Annotated in this window: 21 protein-coding genes; 7 read left to right on the top strand and 14 right to left on the bottom strand. The window is 39.5% G+C overall.

The window, feature by feature from the left end:
* Positions 1–145 precede the first annotated feature (145 nt).
* Both DX873_RS05975 and DX873_RS18840 read left to right on the top strand, forming a co-directional pair.
* The gene (locus DX873_RS05975; RefSeq protein ID WP_116183578.1) at positions 146–727 is read left to right on the top strand and encodes an RNA polymerase sigma factor; all 582 of its coding nucleotides are present in this window, start codon (positions 146–148) and stop codon (positions 725–727) included.
* A gap of 72 nt (positions 728–799) precedes the next feature.
* A complete protein-coding gene (locus tag DX873_RS18840; RefSeq protein WP_181899445.1) occupies positions 800–943 on the top strand; it encodes a hypothetical protein in 144 nt (47 codons plus the stop codon).
* 33 nt (positions 944–976) lie between these two features.
* On the opposite strand, the gene DX873_RS05970 is transcribed toward DX873_RS18840, so the two are convergent.
* Positions 977–1,639, bottom strand: a complete 663-nt coding sequence (locus tag DX873_RS05970) for an endonuclease III domain-containing protein (RefSeq protein WP_116183577.1) — start codon at positions 1,637–1,639, stop codon at positions 977–979.
* 54 nt (positions 1,640–1,693) lie between these two features.
* Between DX873_RS05970 and bcp the strand changes: the two genes are divergently transcribed.
* Positions 1,694–2,146 carry a thioredoxin-dependent thiol peroxidase gene (gene bcp / locus DX873_RS05965; protein ID WP_116183576.1) on the top strand — a complete coding sequence of 151 codons (453 nt, stop codon included), beginning with the start codon at positions 1,694–1,696 and terminating at the stop codon, positions 2,144–2,146.
* A 41-nt stretch (positions 2,147–2,187) separates the two neighbouring features.
* On the opposite strand, the gene DX873_RS05960 is transcribed toward bcp, so the two are convergent.
* Positions 2,188–3,657 (bottom strand): TonB-dependent receptor, encoded by a 1,470-nt coding sequence (locus DX873_RS05960; RefSeq protein ID WP_116183575.1) that lies wholly within the window; start codon positions 3,655–3,657, stop codon positions 2,188–2,190.
* An 89-nt stretch (positions 3,658–3,746) separates the two neighbouring features.
* On the opposite strand from DX873_RS05960, the gene DX873_RS05955 reads away from it, so the two are divergent.
* The 3 genes from DX873_RS05955 to DX873_RS05945 all read left to right on the top strand — a co-directional run bounded on the left by DX873_RS05955 (position 3,747) and on the right by DX873_RS05945 (position 5,777).
* Positions 3,747–4,520: an MBL fold metallo-hydrolase gene (locus DX873_RS05955; protein ID WP_116183836.1), complete on the top strand. Its 774-nt coding sequence runs from the start codon at positions 3,747–3,749 to the stop codon at positions 4,518–4,520.
* Positions 4,517–5,011, top strand: coding sequence for a hydrolase (locus DX873_RS05950; RefSeq protein ID WP_116183574.1), 495 nt, complete (start codon positions 4,517–4,519; stop codon positions 5,009–5,011). The genes DX873_RS05955 and DX873_RS05950 overlap by 4 nt, the downstream gene beginning before the upstream one ends.
* Before the next feature lie 220 nt (positions 5,012–5,231).
* On the top strand, positions 5,232–5,777 hold the full coding sequence (locus tag DX873_RS05945; protein WP_147296612.1) for a hypothetical protein: 546 nt from the start codon (positions 5,232–5,234) through the stop codon (positions 5,775–5,777).
* A gap of 164 nt (positions 5,778–5,941) precedes the next feature.
* On the opposite strand, the gene DX873_RS05940 is transcribed toward DX873_RS05945, so the two are convergent.
* The 12 genes from DX873_RS05940 to DX873_RS05885 all read right to left on the bottom strand — a co-directional run bounded on the left by DX873_RS05940 (position 5,942) and on the right by DX873_RS05885 (position 17,893).
* Complete coding sequence (locus tag DX873_RS05940) at positions 5,942–6,601, bottom strand: alpha/beta hydrolase (RefSeq protein WP_116183572.1); 660 nt, start codon at positions 6,599–6,601, stop codon at positions 5,942–5,944.
* A 10-nt stretch (positions 6,602–6,611) separates the two neighbouring features.
* Positions 6,612–6,959 (bottom strand): DUF4870 domain-containing protein, encoded by a 348-nt coding sequence (locus DX873_RS05935; protein WP_181899444.1) that lies wholly within the window; start codon positions 6,957–6,959, stop codon positions 6,612–6,614.
* The gene (locus DX873_RS05930; protein ID WP_116183571.1) at positions 6,940–8,193 is read right to left on the bottom strand and encodes a dihydroorotase; all 1,254 of its coding nucleotides are present in this window, start codon (positions 8,191–8,193) and stop codon (positions 6,940–6,942) included. The genes DX873_RS05935 and DX873_RS05930 overlap by 20 nt, the downstream gene beginning before the upstream one ends.
* On the bottom strand, positions 8,190–10,112 hold the full coding sequence (locus DX873_RS05925; RefSeq protein ID WP_116183570.1) for a BatA domain-containing protein: 1,923 nt from the start codon (positions 10,110–10,112) through the stop codon (positions 8,190–8,192). The genes DX873_RS05930 and DX873_RS05925 overlap by 4 nt, the downstream gene beginning before the upstream one ends.
* An 84-nt stretch (positions 10,113–10,196) precedes the next feature.
* Positions 10,197–11,204, bottom strand: coding sequence for a glycosyltransferase (locus tag DX873_RS05920; protein ID WP_116183569.1), 1,008 nt, complete (start codon positions 11,202–11,204; stop codon positions 10,197–10,199).
* A gap of 39 nt (positions 11,205–11,243) precedes the next feature.
* Positions 11,244–11,657, bottom strand: a complete 414-nt coding sequence (locus DX873_RS05915) for a hypothetical protein (protein WP_116183568.1) — start codon at positions 11,655–11,657, stop codon at positions 11,244–11,246.
* A gap of 38 nt (positions 11,658–11,695) precedes the next feature.
* A complete protein-coding gene (locus DX873_RS05910) occupies positions 11,696–12,478 on the bottom strand; it encodes a sterol desaturase family protein (protein ID WP_198412964.1) in 783 nt (260 codons plus the stop codon).
* An 89-nt stretch (positions 12,479–12,567) separates the two neighbouring features.
* A complete protein-coding gene (locus DX873_RS05905; RefSeq protein WP_116183567.1) occupies positions 12,568–14,352 on the bottom strand; it encodes a tetratricopeptide repeat protein in 1,785 nt (594 codons plus the stop codon).
* Between the two features lie 111 nt (positions 14,353–14,463).
* Positions 14,464–15,159 (bottom strand): SGNH/GDSL hydrolase family protein, encoded by a 696-nt coding sequence (locus DX873_RS05900; RefSeq protein WP_116183566.1) that lies wholly within the window; start codon positions 15,157–15,159, stop codon positions 14,464–14,466.
* Between the two features lie 8 nt (positions 15,160–15,167).
* On the bottom strand, positions 15,168–15,812 hold the full coding sequence (locus DX873_RS05895) for a chloramphenicol acetyltransferase (protein ID WP_116183565.1): 645 nt from the start codon (positions 15,810–15,812) through the stop codon (positions 15,168–15,170).
* A gap of 9 nt (positions 15,813–15,821) precedes the next feature.
* A complete protein-coding gene (locus DX873_RS05890; RefSeq protein WP_116183833.1) occupies positions 15,822–16,400 on the bottom strand; it encodes a hypothetical protein in 579 nt (192 codons plus the stop codon).
* Positions 16,401–16,405: 5 nt separating this feature from the next.
* Positions 16,406–17,893 (bottom strand): S10 family peptidase, encoded by a 1,488-nt coding sequence (locus tag DX873_RS05885; RefSeq protein ID WP_116183564.1) that lies wholly within the window; start codon positions 17,891–17,893, stop codon positions 16,406–16,408.
* A gap of 239 nt (positions 17,894–18,132) precedes the next feature.
* Here DX873_RS05885 and DX873_RS05880 point away from each other — a divergent pair, with 239 nt between their 5' ends.
* Positions 18,133–19,734, top strand: coding sequence for a PhoX family protein (locus DX873_RS05880; protein WP_116183563.1), 1,602 nt, complete (start codon positions 18,133–18,135; stop codon positions 19,732–19,734).
* Positions 19,735–19,791: the final 57 nt, after the last annotated feature.

Raw genomic sequence — 19,791 nt, 5'->3', positions numbered from 1 at the left:
CACACTGTTTTTCTATCTTTGAGTTGTAATTAAAAAGCTGATAGGCCTATACAGAAATAATTACTTTTTTAAAATTAAACTAATAACCCAAAGTCTTTCCTGAAAGGGAGGGGCACAGTGATTTTAACCAAAAAAAGTAATTTGTATGGAACTACAGATTGACGACTCGATACTCGTAAAAAACTACATTGCCGGAGATGAAAAGGCTCTAGAAACCCTCATCAACAGGCATAACCAAAGAATTTCCAGCTTTATTTATTCTAAAGTACTTGACAGAGATGTAGCAGAAGACATCTTTCAAGATACCTTTATTAAAGTGATCAAGACCCTAAAAAGAGGTTCTTACAGTGAAGAAGGAAAGTTCTTGCCTTGGGTAATGAGAATTGCCCATAACCTGATCATTGACCATTTTAGGAAGAACAAGAGAATGCCAAAATTTGAAGGAAGTGATGATTTCAACATATTCTCCGTAATCAAGGATGAAAAGTTGAACGCTGAAAAGCAAATCATCAAGAATCAAATTGAAAGCGATCTTACACTTTTGATCGAAGAATTGCCTGAAGATCAAAAAGAAGTGTTAATGATGCGAATCTATAGGGATATGAGTTTCAAGGAAATATCCGAAAACACTGGGGTTAGCATCAATACCGCTTTAGGTAGAATGAGGTACGCACTGATTAACTTGCGAAAAATAGTTGCGCGGAACAATATCGTTTTAACGAATTAATCTGCATTCTGTCGAACATTGCAATATTTCCCATCTAGCGCCGTTATCTATTTGAAACATTAATGCTAGAATATGGAAAATATTTACTCTGAAGAACAAAAGACCGTAAAAACGGCAAAAGCTTCCCAAGAAACCATAGATTTCTTGTTGAGCTACTCGAGATCGATTCATGTAGTTGACAGCAAAAAACACGCTTTTGAAGTTTCTTTGAACTAAGAATTTCAAAAACTACAACAAAAAGGGCCGCAATTAGCGGCCCTTTTTGTTTTTCCAATACTCTGAGATGACCGATTTTCGACCAATGGTCGTAGTTATGATATCTTTGTCCAGATCCCAACCCCTTGCAGGGGAATATTCCCTACCGTACCAGATAATCTGTAAATGTAGTCTGTTCCAAATTTCCTTTGGAAAAAGTCGTTTAGCATCCTTTTCTGTCTGCACCACATTTTTGCCATTACTAAAACCCCAACGGTACATAAGCCTGTGAATATGAGTATCCACAGGAAAAGCGGGAATACCAAATGCTTGGGATACCACAACACTGGCCGTTTTATGTCCAACTCCAGGAAGCTCCTCCAATAGCTCAATATCTTTTGGCACTTCACCATCATATTTCTCCACCAGAATTTGGGAAAGCCCATGAATACCTTTGGATTTCATCGGGGAAAGCCCTACGGGCTTGATGATTTCCCTGATTTCATCCACAGAAAGTCTTTGCATGGCATAAGGATTGTCCGCCTTGGCGAAAAGGAGAGGAGTAATCTGGTTTACCCTTACGTCTGTGCTTTGGGCAGATAAAAGTACCGCCACCAGCAAAGTATAGGGGTCTTTATGGTCTAAAGGAATTGGAATGGTTGGATATAACTCGTCCAAAGTTTTTATTGTGAAGGCAACCTTTTCTTGTTTTGTCATTTTTGTTTAACTTTGATAAAATTTAGTTAAACAATATATTAAATCGAAAGACATATGAATATGCTAAAAGTGGGGGATAAAGTACCTGATTTTTCTGCAAAAGACCAAGACGGAAACACTATTAATCTAAGCGATTATCAGGGTAAAAAATTAGTGGTCTTCTTTTATCCAAGGGCAAACACACCTGGATGCACCATAGAAGCATGCAATTTAAGGGATAATTATTCACTATTGCAGGAAAGGGGATTTGAACTTTTAGGTGTGAGTGCGGACTCACAGAAAAAACAGGCCAACTTTAAAAATAAATTTAACTTTCCTTTCCCACTTTTAGCGGATGAGGACCATACAGTTATTGAGACTTTTGGAGTCTGGGGGCCTAAAAAATTCATGGGACGAGTTTTTGATGGAATCCATAGAACCACTTTTGTAATTGATGGGGACGGAGTAGTGGAAAAGGTCATAGAGAAAGTAAAGACCAAAGACCACGCAGCGCAGTTACTCGATTAATAAGAAATAAAAAGGGCGCTTGATCAAGCGCCCTTTTTATTTTATGCTTTTTCCTTTTCTATTTCTTTTTGAGGCAGTGCTTTTCTTATGAAAAGCTTCTTTTCCTTGATTATTTCTGCAATACCCTCTGGTAAAAGGTCTTCCCAACCTTCTTCACTATTGGTAATTTTCTTGAGCACATCCCTGGAGAAGATGTTCATAACATCCGGATCATAATCAATAATGTCCATAACTTTTCCATTATACTTGAAGAACTTGTAAAGCTCCTTCATCCTTGGATGTACCTTTACATTGTTGCTTGTCATAATTTGTCCAGTTTCCGGGTCTTTCATCGGGTACAGATAGACCTTCAGATCCTTAAAGAACAATTTTCCGAAGGCTTCCAGAATACCACCACTTAAATCACGATAATATTTTTCGTCAAATACATCAACCAAATTGTTGACACCCATGGTCAATCCAATTTTTGCCTTAGTATAATTGTTGAAATATTCCACTAGTTTGTAGTACTCTTGGAAATTGGAAATCAGTACTGTGTGGCCCAAAGAGCATAGGAGTTCGGCCCGGTCCATAAAGTCCTGTTCATCAATTTCACCGGATGCCTTCAGATTGGAAAGGGTTATTTCAAATACCACAATGGTATTTTCATATTCCACGGTCTGCTCCCGAATAAAAATATCATAAGATTTCTGGAACATATCCATATTGACCTTTGTTACCGGTCTAAAACTACCCCTGAGAGCCAAAATATTCTTTTTATACAGCACAGCGGCAGGTAAAAGATTATTTCCATCAGGTCCAAACATGACCGCATCGGTCATATCGTTTCTAATCAACTGGAGGCTCATCAACCTATTGTCTACCTTACTGAAATTGGGCCCGGTGAAATTCACCATATCAATTTCAAGAGTGTCCTTGTCAATATGGTCATACAGATATTTGAGCAACTTTTTGGGCTTGTCATATTTAAAGAAAGCCCCATAAATCAAGTTTACACCAAGTGTTCCTAACGTCTCTTGCTGTAGTCTGGCCTCGTTTTGCTTAAAGCGGACATGGAGAATGATTTCATCAAACTCTTTTTGCTTTGGATCTAATTGAAACCGGATTCCAACCCACCCATGACCTTTATATCTCTTGGAAAAATCTATAGTGGCCACCGTATTGGCATAAGAGAAAAACAGATAGTTGGGATTATTTTCCCGACTGATCCGCTCCTCTACCAAACGTACCTCATGCTCCAACATGCGTTTGAGCCGCGCTTGAGTAACATATCTTCCATCATCTTCTGAGCCATAGATGGCATCGCTAAAAGATTTGTCATAAGCACTCATGGCCTTTGCTATGGTTCCAGAGGCACCACCTGCCCTAAAAAATTGTCGTGCCGTTTCCTGTCCGGCACCAATCTCGGCAAAAGTTCCGTAAATATTAGGGTTTAGATTTATTCTAAGGGTTTTTGCCTTAATGGACGGTATATTTTCAAAAGCATTTTTGTTGCTCGTTACGGTAGGCATATCCGATATTTTGTATAAAAACAAAGTTACACTCTTCATTAGATTAATTAAATAAATAAGTCATAATTTTGGTTTTAATGGACCAAATGATGACCATTACATTTTTGGGAACCGGAACCTCCCAGGGAATACCGGTAATTGGTAGCAAACATCCGGTTTGTTTGAGTGATGACCCCCGGGACAAAAGATTGCGGGTATCCGTGTTGATTTCTTGGAATAGCCATAATTATGTAATTGACTGTGGTCCGGACTTTCGGCAACAAATGTTGACCAACCCTATTGACCATTTGGATGGTATTCTTTTCACCCATGAACATGCAGACCATACCGTAGGTATGGATGACATTCGTCCCTTTTTCTTTAGACAGGGAGATATTCCGATCTATGCCCATGATAGGGTAGCCGCCTCATTAAAAAGAAGGTTCGACTATATTTTTGCAGATGAAAACCGATATCCTGGGGCCCCGGCAGTAAAAGTGGTTCAGGTTGAAAAAGACATCCCGATTGTCCTCCATGATTTAGAGGTGATGCCCATAGAGGCATATCACAACCGACTTCAAGTTTTTGGATATAGATTTGGAGATTTTGTGTATTTGACAGACGTAAAACGTGTGGAGGAAGAAGAGATTCAAAAAATAAAGGGCGCTAAAGTATTGGTGGTGAACGCTCTGCGTGAAGAAGCCCATCATTCCCATTTCAATCTGGAAGAAGCCCTTGAGTTTTCAGAAAGAGTAGGGGCGGACCGCACATATTTTACCCATATTAGCCATTTATTGGGATTTCATGCCGAGGTGGAAAACAAACTTCCAAAAAATGTGTTCTTAGCTTATGATAATCTTTCAATTGAAGTACCATTACCATGAAAAATAAAATATTTCTATACCTATTTGTATTTGCAGCTTTGTTGGCCTTGTATCAATTTGTAAGCGCAAGCAATTTACACAAAGCCCTAAATTCTGATATCGATAACCTTAAAGGTCAAGTTCAATCACTAAAGGATTCCCTTCAAGAATCCCAATTGAAAATTTTGGATATTCAATATTTTTCATTGGAGAACAATGACGATGCCTTGGCCTATTACGAACATTTAAATTTAGAAGACCCTGTCAGGTATATTGAAGATAAATTATTGGAAACCAATGAGAAAAAGGGAAACAATCCCTTGGTGCCCTATGATGGAATGGAAGGTGATTTCAAAATCAACAAAATCAAGGTATTGAACCATAAATGGATTTTAACTGATTTTTCTGATGGGAAATACTGGGGAGATTTGGTCCTGAAGTATGAATTAAAAGATGACCTAAGTGTTGATTTTACTTTAGTTGATCATTTACTCTACACCCGAAGCAATTAAATGCAATGGATTGTTGGGCATAATCGTTGTATATAGTTGAAATAATGGCGGCGTACTTCTTATCCAGATATTTTGATGTGTTTTGTGCAAAAACATTCATCAATCGATATTACATATCCATTAATTAGGTCTGGATTTTTTATGAGAAATTTCCGAACTTCACTTATCGGTTGCTAAAGAATCATTAAAACGATTTTTAGCTTTGACGTTGTAACATATTTTGAGAAAAATCCTGAACATATTATTAATCGTACTCGGAATTGGAGGTTTAGCATTAATCGGAATAACGATTTTTATCGGAACTTCAATGGGAAAAAGAGCGGAAAATATTGAAGGAATAAAGAGTACGGAATATCGGACTCGAACTGAATTACGTAATTTAATAGTTTATGAATTTGATTCAATCAAGAAGCAAATGCCTTACGAACTAATCATTAGAGAAAAGGACAGCGTTTTAATTTATGACTATAAGAACAAAACTGACTCGACAAAGAATATGAGCTTCCGTTATTTAAAACACAATGGAAATTTATATTTCGGACCAGATGAATTTGGAATAAGTATTAAAAATGAATTTCAAACTGATTTTAAATTTGACCAATACAATTTGACTGAAGAAATGATTGACGGAATGGGAGCATTACTTTTCAATCGGTTATATGGAGTTTTGGGATTTGACAATGGTTGGGAAAAACATTTTTACTATCTGACTGAACAAAATATTAATGAAATTAAACTACCTATTTTATATCGGGAAACTGAATAAAAACGTGTTACAACATTGTGTATAATTCATTGCTAGTAAAGGCTTACTTACGAAAATCCTTGCAGATTTTCTATTCAGTTTGTATTTGCTAAATTAGTTACTGAAACACGCATCGAAATCATACACCTTACCGATAAGTGCACCAAAACAAAAAGTACTCTCCCCTAAATTCGCTCAATCAGCCATTCCCTAAACGAATAAAAGTTTTGTTGGGACACACCATGGCCAATGGGAAATTCCTCATAGGTATGCTCAACACCTAAGTTTTTAAGGAAATCTGGAGTTCTTTGCGCCCATTCCACCGGGATTACCTGGTCCACTTGTCCGTGTGAAGCATATATTCGAAGATTATGATGGTTCTTTTCGGCATAGCCTTCCACCAGAATATTTTCATTGATATATCCGCTCAACGCAACCACATTTTTTATTTTTTCAGGGAAGGACAACGCTACTGCATAGCTGAGAATAGTACCTTGACTAAATCCTAATAGCGTAATGTTTTCCTCATCCAAATTGTGAGCCTCAATGGCCTCATCAATAAAGGAAACAATTTTCTCCCTGGATTGAATTGCTTGATCGTCATCACTCCATTTTCCATATTCAGCATCAAAATTTATGGAGTACCATGCATGGCCAAAAGGTTCCAAATTATAAGGTGCCCTCACTGAAATGACATGTAATTCTTCAGGAAGTTCGGAAGCAAAAGAAAAAAGGTCTTCCTCATTACTGCCATAGCCATGAAACATAAAAATAGCGGGTAATTTCCCAGAAGTTAGGGAAGAAGGTCTCAGTAGGTATTGTAAAGACAGTTGGGTAGGGGACATTTACTAAAAATTAAGGGATAAAGGTAAACCATTTTTGAAAATGCTCTCCCAAAACAGGCAACGGTTTGGTTTTTCCGTTCAGGGCCTGAAGGAAGCCATACCCCCAAAGAACAAGATAGAATAGATATAGCGGTAAGGACATATAGACCACCTCGGTAAAGGTCATAACAATGGCCAAAGCATGAAATACCAAGTGAATACCAAAAGCCTGACGGATATGAAATCTGGCGAAGGTATTTTTGGGTTCCATATTCATGGTAATGGCAATTAGGCAGCCTACAATGGTAAGGTAGGCTATAATTGCAGTAGTCTTTCCTGAATTGGTCTCGCTCAAAATATTAGATTGTAATTTGATCATTATTAACTACACCATACACCTTCCCTTGAAGTTGCGAACCTAAAAACATGCTGTTCTTGGAAGTGGATAGAATATCCTTCAATTCAAAGTCCCAGTTCAATGTGGGGTCAAATAGGGTAAGTGTAGCTTTTGCTCCTTCTTTAATAGTGGGCTCTTCCGACCCAAAACGTTCACGTCCTTGGGTCATAAGTTTTATGGTATCCTCCAGCCCAAAAAGAGGGATGAGCGCGCCAAAGGCAGATTCCAAACCAAGACTTCCGTCTACGGCATTGTCAAATTCCACCCTTTTTTCTTCAACATCTATGGCGATGTGGTCCGAGGTGACAAAGTCAATGGTACCATCCTTGAGTCCTTTGATAAGGGCTTTGCAATCTTTTTGTTCCCTCAAAGGTGGAGAAACTTTAAAGTTGGTGTCAAACTCGGTCAGGGATTCATCGGTAAAGACAAGGTTATGAACGGCAACGCTGCAGGTTACATCCAAACCTTTCTTTTTAGCATTTGCGATTAATTTTACCGAACCCGCAGTGGAAATCGTAGGGATGTGCAATTTCCCCCCAGTGTATTCAAGAATAAAAAGGTCCCTTGCAATTTGCAGCTCTTCTGCCATGGATGGAATACCTTTTAGACCGAGCATAGTGGTTGCTTTGCCTTCATGAACTATTCCTTTGCCTTTTATTTGTTCGTCTTGCGGAAAAGAAAGTACGAGTCCATCAAAATTTTGAGCATATAGGAGCGCAATCTTTAAAAGATTGGGGTTGGTAAGTTGGTTTTTAAAATCATAAAAACCGATAGCTCCCGCATTTTTCATGTCAAACAGTTCCGCAAGGTCTTTTCCGTCCGAGTTTTTGGTCAGTGTTCCCAAAGGGAACAAGTTGGTGGTTTTGCCCAATCCCCTTTCCCTTAAAAAAACGATATCTGAACTGGTATCGGGAACCGGTTTTGTGTTTGGGTTGAGCACAATATCTGTAAAACCGCTTTTGGCGGCAACATGCAGACCGTTGGCTATGCTTTCCCTTTCCTCTAGGCCTGGCTCCCCAAAACTCACGCTACTATCAAACCATCCCACCGAAACATGGAGGTTTTTCAATTCTATCGATTTGGTATTCGAGGGAGCTTCAATGGAAGAGGCAATTTTTTCTATAAATCCTTTTTTAATGAGAATATCCCGCTTTTTCAAGTGAAGTTCCTTGTTGTTCGGACACACTATTTTTGCAGACTTCAGCAGTATGTTCATGTAATGAATTTTTGGATGATTACCTCAATGAGCGCCAGAAACAATGCTAAAATAACAAACCATTTCCAATAAGTTGCAATATTGTTTTCAGCTTCAAAATATTCAAAAAGAGATGCGATGGAATCATACGTTTCCACATTTTCCAATTGTTCTATATTCAGATAGTTGAGTTTGCTTTCAGACCTTGGGTAATTAAAACTTATTTTTTGAAGAGTTCTATCACCATGATCAATGGTGAAAACTCCTCCTTCAGTTGGTGTGCCGTCAAATGTTAGTCTTACTTTATTTGAAAAGACCTGTTGAAGCGGGATAAATTGGTAATCATCTTTTGAAACGTTTATGATTTGGTCTTGATCCAAGCCGATGGAAAGGTCAACAATGTTTGCTTTTCCCAGAACGTGATAGATGTCGGAAGCTTTTAGACCCGACATCGCCATGTTGTAAAGGGTAGGGACAATCAAAGGAGAGTTCTTGAAATTTGAATTCTCGATTTCCATGGAAGCGGAAAAGAAATACAGTCCGTCCTGTCCATACAAAAAGGCATCGTTTCCTTCAAAGGAAAGGATTTTAGGTGCTGTGGAGCGAATTTTATAATATTGATTGACTGTTGGATATTGAAAATTGGTCACTTCTTTTTCAAAAACATTCCTAAATAGAGGATGTTGAAAGGAAATGGAAGTTATTCTCTGGGGAGCATTGGCATTTTCAACCCATTGGGTACTGCCAAAGTTCCTGAAGAACTGATTGTAAGAATCCAGGTCAATATTCGTTGAGGGCACCACAACCAATGTTCCACCATCATCCCGAAATGTCTTAAGGACTTTTTGCAGACTAGCGGGAATGGACCTCAGATTGTTCAGCACCACTACCTTTTGCTGGTCCAAAGTACTATAGTCCAAGTTTCTTAGGACATAAGAGCTTAAAATAAACTCGTCGTCCGTGAACAGGCGTTCTAAATAGTTATCGTCGGATTCATTGATTGCAAGGACCTTCACTTTTTCTTTTTCATTGATATTGAAGAAGAATCGGTTATCATAGGCAAGACCATTGTCCGATATCTCCAGCAGGCCATGAATTTCTTCCCCGGAAGGAACAGAAAACTCTACGGAAGCCTTGCCGTTGGCACTAAAATTTGCAGCAGTTTTTGCAATCAGCATGTCCCCATTAAAGAGGGAAATGGGTATGTTCTCTTCCGCTGACCCTCCTGAAAGCAAGGCCGTTATTGTCGCTTGCTCGGTTAGTCCGTTCTGAAAAACGACCGAATCGATAGATACATTTTTAGTGGAATTGGGCCTTGTGGGTACCAAGTTTTGGGTAATGTCAGAATCAAACGAATCTCCGATGCTTGCAATACGTTGTTGAAAATCGGAAATAAGCACTAGGTTTTTTGAAACCGCATTGGATGTTGAAAATAGGGTGTTTGCCTTTAACTGAATTTCACCAAGATCCAATTGTTTGGGAGAAAAGCTCAGGGATAACAGATTGTTCTGTATACTTTTTAACGTAACGTTCTTATATGTTTTTTCATTGGTAAATAGGCTGATGGGAGTTTCAGGGTCTAAATCTTTGAACAGGTCCTGCACTGATTTTTCCAAAAGGGTAAGCCCATTGTTTTTGGCCTGCATGCTGAAGGAATCATCTAGGTATATAACCACTTCCTTAGTCTTCAAGGCCGTTTCACTAGCAGAAAAGGGCTGAGCAAAAGCTAGAATCAGCGCGCTGATTAACAGGCATCTCGTCAATAGCAGCAGCCATTTTTTTAAGGTGTTGCTCTTTCGCGATTCCGAAACCACTTTTTGCAACATGGCAACGTTGGTAAAAGGAGTTTTCTTATACCTTCTGAGTTGAAAAAGATGGATAAAAATGGGAATGAGGAGAAGAAAAAGGGCCCAAAGAATTTCCGGATGTTTGAACTGCATTCCCAACTAAGATTGGACAAATATAGGGATTAAAAGCATCTTGATATGAAAAAAGGGCTGTTAAGAGTTTGGTAATTTTCCGATTCAACAGAAAAAGAAAAAGTCGGTCATGGGCAATTGCCCTAAGCTGGAAAAATAGTTCCGGATTTCTTCTTGGGCCGATTCATTGGCCACGGTTACTATACTTTGAGGTCTATCCAGGGTTTTTAGCGTTTCAAAATGGACCATGGGCTGGTCATATATTTTTTTGCCGATTTTATTGGGGTTATCACACAGCCAAGTAAAATCAATGGATTTTTCAAGCAGTTGTTTGGCTATGGTCTTTCCTTTAAAGCCTGCGCCCCAAATTACCAAGGGTCTATTTGAATCATAATGGAGTTTTAGAAAATAGTGCAGTTTGATATCCAAAAAGTAATTCTGGGCATAATGTTCATGGGTTCTGGAAGTTCTGCTATCATAATCCCTCCATAGATGAAGTATCTTTTCACATGGAATGATTTTTAAGTGATGTTCGTAGAACCGGAAAGTTAGGTCATAGTCTTCAGGATAGCGATTGGGCCCAAAACCATCGCAGTTATCAAAGTCTTCCCGATAGACCATCCAACATGGTGAAGGTATCACACATTCCTTATAAATTTCATCATAGTTGCTTCCTGTGGCCGTCAAATTGTTGAGCCATGTTTCATATCTTTCGTAGCCATTGCTAATACCTCGATCAGAAAAATATTGAACCTGCCCCACGGCTACATGCCCCTTTCCATGAATCTGTAGGGATTGAACCATGGTTTTTAACCTGTCCAATTTCATAATGTCATCAGAATCCATTCGGGTTATAAAATCCCCGGTACTTTTGGCATACGCAGTTCGCAAAGCTGGAATAATTCCAGAACCTTCATTAGAAAATACATTTATCCTTGAATCCTTTTTGGCATAGGTGCTGACCAGTTCATGACTAGTGTCATCGGAACTATCATCGATAGCTAAAACCTCCCAATTGTTATAGGTTTGGTTTAGAATTGAATCGAGGCAATCGGAAAGGAAGTGCGCAGTATTCTTAAATGGTATGAGGATACTTACTTTGGGATTTTGCATTGTACAAAATAACAAAATCCCAAGGCAAGTAATATAGAATCATGAAAAAGGAACCAAGTCTGGGAGAACATATATTGTCTTGGCTTTTTCATCAGAGAGTACATTAAATCCGTAATGCTGGTCCAATAACTCTTTAAAAGAAGTCTTTAAGCGGGGGAACTCACCAATAAAGGCCTTAAAGCTTGAGGAGCTAGATTTTTTGATGAAATGATTTACCGCTTTTACCGAGGCAACCGTAAGGGTAACATGAAACTTATTTCCATCGCCATGCGTTCGATCAAATCTTTTTATGTCTTCACATATTTTTTGAATGGCGATAGCTTCACCATATTTTTTAATGTACACCCAAGCTAATCTAACATGGGCCTCATGATTAAAAAGACTCGGCTCAAGGCTACAATCCTCAAATTTCTTTTCAAAATCTGAATCGCTCAATTGATAGTGATCATTCATAGTTGGAGTTTTACAAATGTGGATATTAAAAGATAGAATTATCCTGCATTTTTAGGCTTGTGCACATCTTTGAATGTCAGCATGTCCCAAACCCTAGTTGATGCTCCGTGGTAAAACCCGGTATCGTGCTCATATTTGGATGGGTTTTTAAACGTTCCAAAAATGATATCGAACAAAGGAATATCAGAATAATTATAGGCATGAACTCCTTTAGCATGATGAACCGTGTGGGATTCCGGTCTTTGGATGATATAACCTATCCAAGTTGGCGTTTTGATGTTGCTGTGCTGAAAAATGCTCAGGAAAGTGGTTATCAGGATGAACAAGGTTGCTGCTTCAGCAGTAAATCCTGCAACTACCACCAAACAAAGACTTCCTAAAAAAGTAAACCCGATCATATCCATCGGGCTAAAATAAAAGGCCCCGTAGGTATCCATGCGTTCCGCACTGTGGTGCATTTGGTGGAAAACTTTCCATAGGCCATCATTTTTGTGCATGGCCCAGTGCCAAATGTAAAGAGCAAATTCATAGATCATAACACTGACAAATGCTCCCCAACCCGCACCCAGCGAAGTAAGGTCAAAAATTTGGTAATCTGCCAAATAGGTGTCCCAGATAAGTGGAAAATAGGTGGAGAGATAAAAGAAAACGGCAAAAGAGGCCATTCCTCTTATTTTCCAGAATTTCATTTTTGGCAATTTCCTTGCAGGAAAAAGTCCTTCCCAAATCATTAAAACCGCGTACATCCCCAATACGATTAATGAGATTGGGTCTATAAGTACTTCCCAAGGGTTCGGTAAATTTTGTAAAATAGTTTCCATTGTTTTGCTTTAAATGTTCTCGATTGTGTTGTTAATACACACTTTAATGCAAAAGTTTTGACCTTACATTGTAAGGAAGTGCCGTAAGTTTATATGGTCCACTCGTGGGGAGACTCGGGAACATAGCTACAAAAAGTGCCAGTTTTAATAGAATTGGCCAGGTGTTTGGCGAGTTTTGGTTGGACCTCTCCAATTTTCTTAATGGCATTACGAATACGCCATGTTACGGCTGATCTGGCCTTTTCCAGAGATGAACCTATTTTTCTTGTTTTGTTGGACATCCCGGTGATTTGGGAAAGATGGTCTATTAGTGCCTCGTATTCTTCTCTTAGGTCTTCCACTTTAGAAGTGTGTCCCATTTCTTCGGCTTCTGATATATCAGTTTGAAGAGATCGTATTCTTTTTTTATAGTCGTTCATGGCCTGATCATCAACAACATCTGTTCCCTTGCTATCCAAAACGGTCCCCATTAATTGGGTGCAATGGAATTGCTTTTCGGGCTGTTCCAGCAGTTTTGCAATATCATGCAATCCCTTACAATCCTTGATTCCCGTTGATTCTCCGGCATACTCAATTTCCCAGATATCCCCGTTTTGCACAAAACTACCCTTGGGAGTTCCAGAAATAGTAGTGGTTTTTGAAGTGTAATTGGCGCTGGATTTTTTACTTCCCATATGCTCCCAGAACGGCTCCAAATTGGATTTTACTTTATATGGATTCACCATATGTTGCCACTCAAGGGCATCTTTGAGGGAAACTTCCTTTCCTTTGGCTATGTTTTTTTTGTACGCTGCTATGTACATATCCCAATAGAAATTCACTTTTTCGTGGTCTGAGAGATAGTAATACGCAGCGGCAGCATACGCTGAAAAATCTGTCCAGCAAGTAGTATTCTTTACTTTTTCAACGTACTCAATGGACTTTTTATAATCACCAAGCTCAAAATAGATAAATGAACCGTGAGGAAAATACACGTCTGGGTGTAATGGATTCAACTCTTTTGCCTTGTGGAATAATTGCTCGGCCTCCTTGGCATAGCCAAGATAAACCATGCAAAAAGCAATAAGAATTAGGTTGTCGGCATCATTGGGATTCATCCTGAGGGACTTTCTCAGGAAATGTTCTGATTTTTCGTAATCACCCAAATACAGAAAAGTCCTTCCTAAAACCGCAAGTGAGATATAATCGTTTTCATCCAATTCGATAGCCTTAAGGGCATATTCATGGGCCCCTTTCTGACTGATATCCCATCTATCCCAGAGCTGACAGCTCCATTCATTGAAATAGGAGAGTGAAATTCCGGTATAAGCTCGAGCAAATTGAGGGTCAATTTTAAGGGCAGCCTTAAAATGTTCCCTAGCTTTTAGGTCACTCTCGATGGTACCTTTCTTTAATAGGTTCATCCCCAAGAGCCAATTTTCGTAAGCGGCTAAATCCAAAGATTCCTTTTTATAGGAATAGGAGAGAAGATCGTGGTTGATTTGTTGCTGTAGAACGCTTACAACTTGTTCGGTAACAGTATTTTGGGTGCTTAAGATGGATTCCAGGGTTACATCATGATTTCCGGCAAACACAACCTTATTATCCCTTGTACGTATAAGTTTAACGGCTATTCTATATAATTCTCCATGCGCCCTAAAACTTCCAGTAACAATGTAATCCGTGCCCAATAAAGAAATAGTTGGGCTGTCATTAATACTGGAAATACCTAAGGAAGAATCCTGGGAAATAACCGAAAGTCCAATAAATTTTGAAAAATTGACAATAAGGTCTTCCGTAAATCCGATAATGACCGGACTCATGCTTTCAACATCTCCCAATATCTGAAAAGGCAAAACGGCAACAGTGGTTTCCTTTGCGCTTGTAAGCTCCATCTTGTAAAGGTTGAATATTTAAATATACAAAATGATCACCAGTGTTCTTTAAAAAACACGTTTCTTAAATCTTTTTCGGTGTTTATCGAGGGAAGGCGCAAATATAGCGTATCAATTTTTTACTGCTTCTTCCAAAGCTTTCCCGACCAATTTCTCCATTTCTTGATACCCTTTTTTGGTAAGATGCACCTCGTCTGTCGTATACTCTTTTGGTAAACCGTTTCTATGGTCTGCCATTTTGGAGAAATAATCCAAGTAGGGCACTTCGTTTTCCGTGGCCATTTGTTTCAGAAGCTGGTTCAACTTTGGAATCTTTATATTGGGATTTAGACCTGGCCTCCATGGATAATCGTATGCTGGGAGAACGGAGCAAACAATAGGAACAATGTTGTGTGCTTTGGCCAGTTGTACCATAGAAAGAATGTTGTCCCGTATTTGTTCCAATGTTATTGGACCCGTATTTCCAGCAATATCGTTGGTGCCAGCAAGAATGACCACAATTCTGGGCTTTAATTCAATTACATCTTGACGGAAGCGCAATAACATCTGGGGCGTCGTCTGCCCTCCGATACCGCGGTTCACATAAGGATTTTTGGTGAAAAAACTTGGATTCTCATTGGCCCAACCTTCCGTAATGGAGTTTCCCATAAATACAACCCTGTTGGTATCAAACTCTCCCTTCAATAGGGTTGAATTGGCTGATTGATATTTTTTTAAGTTGGGCCAGTCTTGTGCGGTTACTTTTTTAAGCCCAAAAAGGCCAAGTAGTGAAATCATTGCCAAAATAAAAGTTCTATTTTTAAACATAGTTGTAGTTAAAAGTCCAAATATTTTTTAGGATAAAGAAAAAGTTCTTGCACCTTTTCAAAATACATACCCATATGCCTTCCGTCCACTAAAGCATGGTGTGCTTGAACCGAAAGTGGCATCATCGTTTTGTTTTCCTGTTCAAAAAATTTGCCCCAGCTTATTCGGGGAACAGAATCATGCGGATGAAAATGCATAGCATGTTGAATACTGGTGAAACTTATCCATGGTATGGCCGACATGAAGAAGAAATCATCACGCTCAGGCTCATCTTCCATAGATGGGCTTTTCATCATTTCTGTTTTCACTTTGTGGGCTTCAACAATAAAATCCTGCAAATTGTTCCGAAAGTCAACAGTACAAAAACTGAACACGTCGGTATTCTCTGTAGGTACCGTAAAAGAGGGGTGGGCCACTTCGTGTTCCACCACCTCGTTGTTTCGTATTCGCCATCGAAATTCTTTGACACTATTTGCAGCATCGGAGAGCAGGTAGACCAAAGAATAGGTGAGGGGAAGTTGGTTTGTTCTGATGAAATCCAATAATAAAGTTACCTCCACTTGGGCAGTAATACTAAAGTGGGGATGATTCATATGGTTGAAAAAAGCAAAATGCTTCTTTCTGTGTGGATCATCAAAAACAACTTTCTTCATGCCATACCCTCAATTCTTGGGAGGAGTTATCATAATGTGCGCCCTGTGCGTTCCGGGATCCATTAACCAGGCATGCCCTGGAGGGGTCGGAGTAGTAGGTAATCCAGTAGACTCGCCTGTGGCATATGGCATATAGAATACATACCGAACATAAGGATTAAGAATCTCTTTGGTTTCCGAATCAACTTCTCCAGTAAACACACATAACGTTGCCTTATCAGGCATTTTTAACTTTCCCGATTTGACTTCTTCTTCCCTGATATCAAAAATTTCCTTGAATTCCTTGCCCTCAGCCTTGAGCTGTCTTCCCCGGGCCATAAAAGGGTCTAGACTTTTATGATAAGCTGCAGTGGAAAACTTTTCATTTGATGGGTCGTCCGCCAGTGCTATGTAGTCGTTACTCCCTTCACGAAGGGTTACAAATTCTCCAGATTGATTATAACCGTAGACTTTTGCTCCCTCCTTATAATCTGATGGAACTGCCATCAACGCTGTTTTTATCTGCCACTCCTTTGAAGGGATTTCCTGACTGAACCCTATTTGATAGGTAAGGATGGCAACAAATGCAACAAGACTGAATTTATACATAGTCATTAATATTTTGCGCTTTTCCCGTTGGCTTTTGTTCTTAAAATAAAAGCTCTTAAATCATCATTGGACTTTTTTAAATCTTCTCTTCTCAAGTACATCATATGTCCAGAACGATAACCCTTGAACTCAAAACGATCTTGCATACGGCCACTTGGGTCGATTTGCCACATGGTGTATTTGGCATTAAAATATGTTGTGGCTCCATCATAGTAACCAGATTGCACCAATACATTTAAGTATGGGTTTTGTGCCATGGCTTGACGAAGGTTGTCCCGGGTATTGTCATCTTCATTATTCCAGGGATGTACAGGTCCAAACATGTTGTACTTGATATCTGTTTTAAATTTCAGTTCCTCTTGAAGGTAATAATTTATGGCAGGGGTAAAGCTATGCAACCAAGACGTAAGCTCAGCAGAATAATCCGGACTGTCCCCAAATAGCTGACGGTCTATACCTAAATATCTACTATCAAGTCTACCAACATTGTAACCTCCACGTTCTTTTAACAAGTTCTTCCAGAAAAATTGGGTAGGAACATCAAGATTATGGTCAAGAATATCCTTTTCCTTCAAACCAGAATAGAAAGCCATTTTTTTAGCCACTGCAGCACGTTCTTCATTTGAAATAAAGCCCCCTTTTGCAATGGCCGGAATCAATGTGTTTACCGTATAATCTTCAGATTCTGGTAAAACTTCCAATAGGTCTTTGTTTTGAAGTTCCGAAGGAAGCATTCTATGGTGCCATGCAGCCGCAGTATAGTAGGGCAAGTTTAGAGCACTGGAAACCGGTCCACCGACTCGAATAACCTTGTAATCTGCCGGAGATACCATGATTACACCATTAAGGTACATCCACTGCTGGTTCTGTAGTGCCAATGAAAGCCCCATTACACGGGTTCCTCCATAGCTCTCACCAATAATATATTTGGGTGAGCTCCATCTATTGTTTCGGGTGACAAAAGTGTTCAGCCATTCTGCCAAATATTCCACATCAGCATTGATTCCAAAAAACTTGTCGCGGTCCACTTTTTCCCCTTGTTCAGGTATAGTACGGGAGTATCCTGTGTTGGCAGGGTTTACGTAGACAATATCTGTAACATCCAAAACAGAGAATGGATTTTCCTTCACTCCATATGGCTGAACAGGATAACCTTCATCATCAATTTTAAGTACTCTGGGGCCTGTGTAGGCCAAATGCATCCAAACTGAACCAGAACCAGGTCCACCATTAAAAGATATCAATAGAGGACGTTCAGCTCTGTTTCTAACATTATTCCTGGTATAATAGGTATAGTGAAGCGAGGCAATAGGTTCGCCCATCTCATCCCAAACGGGTTGTGTTCCAGTAGTTGCTGTGTAGTTTATGGTGCTCCCATTGATAACAACACTATGTTGCGTAGTTATCGTGGTATCAATTGGAAGTTTTCTGTTTTGGGCAAAAGCAAAGCTCGCGCATAATAGCATGCAAAAGAAGATGTAATTTTTTTTCATTTTAGAATTGAATTAGTCGTATGCTAAAAATAGGTATTTTGAACTAGATTCTTCCCAATCCTTCTAAAAATGGGATGTTAACATTAAGTTCAAGTTCACGGAACAATTAGCTGTCCTAAAATTTACAAACTAACCTTTTCTTAAAACTCAGATAAACCAATGAATATATTGGGCTAACCCGGCTGTAAAGTGAGGTGGATAGTTTTGGGGATCATTGTAACCTTAAAAACTAAAACTTTATGAATTTGAAAAAATTATTCTTTGGACTGATGGTCTCATCCCTTGTAGGATTTGGACTGACCAGCTGCGAAGGAGAGGACGGAAAAGATGGAATTAATGGTGTTGACGGCGTTAACGGTGTTGATGGACAAGATGGTGAGGATGGAGATGACCTTACTGTTGCGGAACTAACTCCACTGACCAGCTCCGTAACTCCCAACTCTGTTTTTGAGCTTAAAGGAGAGTTCGCTGGATCTGCTGAATTGCAGATGATCATGTCCTCTGCTGATATCCTTCCTTCCGATTCCACTTTTGTATATGGGTCGTATATGGATGGTGCAGCTCTTTATCCTTATGAAGATGGCACTTTTGCCTTCATCAACAACCTTGAGGCAGATTATTCCATTGCAAGAATCAGAATGAATTCTGACCTACAACCGTTGGAAGGTGATTACATTGTAAATGCCACGGCGACTGCATTTACTGCACAGTGCTCCGGTTCATCAATTACTGTAGAAGAGCATGGATTTGGACCTCTTTATCTTTCTGGTGGAGAATGGGGAGGAAATGCCAAAGGAGTGTACAAGGTAAACCCATTCCGTTCTACCGATGATAGAGTGGAAGCAGAAAGACTTTATGCACTTGGTGAATGGTCTACAGAAAATGCTGTGGTCATTGGAAAAGATGCCTATCCAACACAAACCGTTGTTTTCATGGGAGATGACGATAGTAACAACGAATACCCAGAGGGTCACTTTGCCATGTATGTTGGTGGAAGAGGTGATCTTTACAGCGGAAAACTTTATGTGTTGAGAGGAAAAAACACTACCGAAACTGCTATTGGCGGTGGCGGACTTAAGTTTGAAATGGGAATGGCTGAAGATGTTACCTATGATGTAGAATGGGTAGAAATGACCGAAAGAACCATCAGTGAATTGAATCAAGAAGCAATTGACTCTGTGGCTATTGGCTTCCAAAGGATTGAAGATATCGATTGGAGAAGAGGTTCCGCAACCAACAATCAAACAGTTTTCTTCAATGCTACTGGAAGGATAAGATCTGACAACCCTGATTTGGCTAATAGAGGTACCTCATTTGGGCGAGTCTATAAATTGGAGCTTAATCCAGACGACCCAATCGGTGATGCCAAAATTACATGTGTGGTTGATGGTGACCTTGAAGGTGGAAAAGGAGACGGTATGCACTCCCCAGATAACCTTTTCGCTACAGAAAACTATGTGTATGTTCAAGAAGATCCTAACGGATACCAAGATAACAACGCAGATATTCAAGGATTTGCCAAATTGTGGCAGTATGATATTGCTAACGGTACATTCAAAGAAGTAATGGAATGTAACCAAACCGTAGCTTCTGGTCTTGGAATAGGAACAACTGACAGATACTGGGAAATAACGGGTATGATCGATGTTACCGACATTATCGGAGCTTCAGAACCTACTTTTATGGGAGGTGCCCAAGTACATGGATGGAGATACAGCGACCAACCTGATACAGCCGTTAGAGCTGATGGGTTAAAGTTTGTTGATCCTACTGCTATTGATGAGGATGCTGCCAGGTTGGAAGGTTCCTTCTTGTTTAAGATAACTGGTTTACCTAGATAATTTTTCGTCCATCAAATCTTTAAGACGTTGAGGTTCCCTTTTAAAAAGGGAACCTTT

This window comes from Flagellimonas nanhaiensis (genome assembly GCF_003382275.1).
GTDB lineage: Bacteria > Bacteroidota > Bacteroidia > Flavobacteriales > Flavobacteriaceae > Flagellimonas > Flagellimonas nanhaiensis.
The sequence above is the reverse complement of the archived record's forward strand: the minus strand, read 5'-3'. Positions and strand labels throughout refer to the sequence as shown.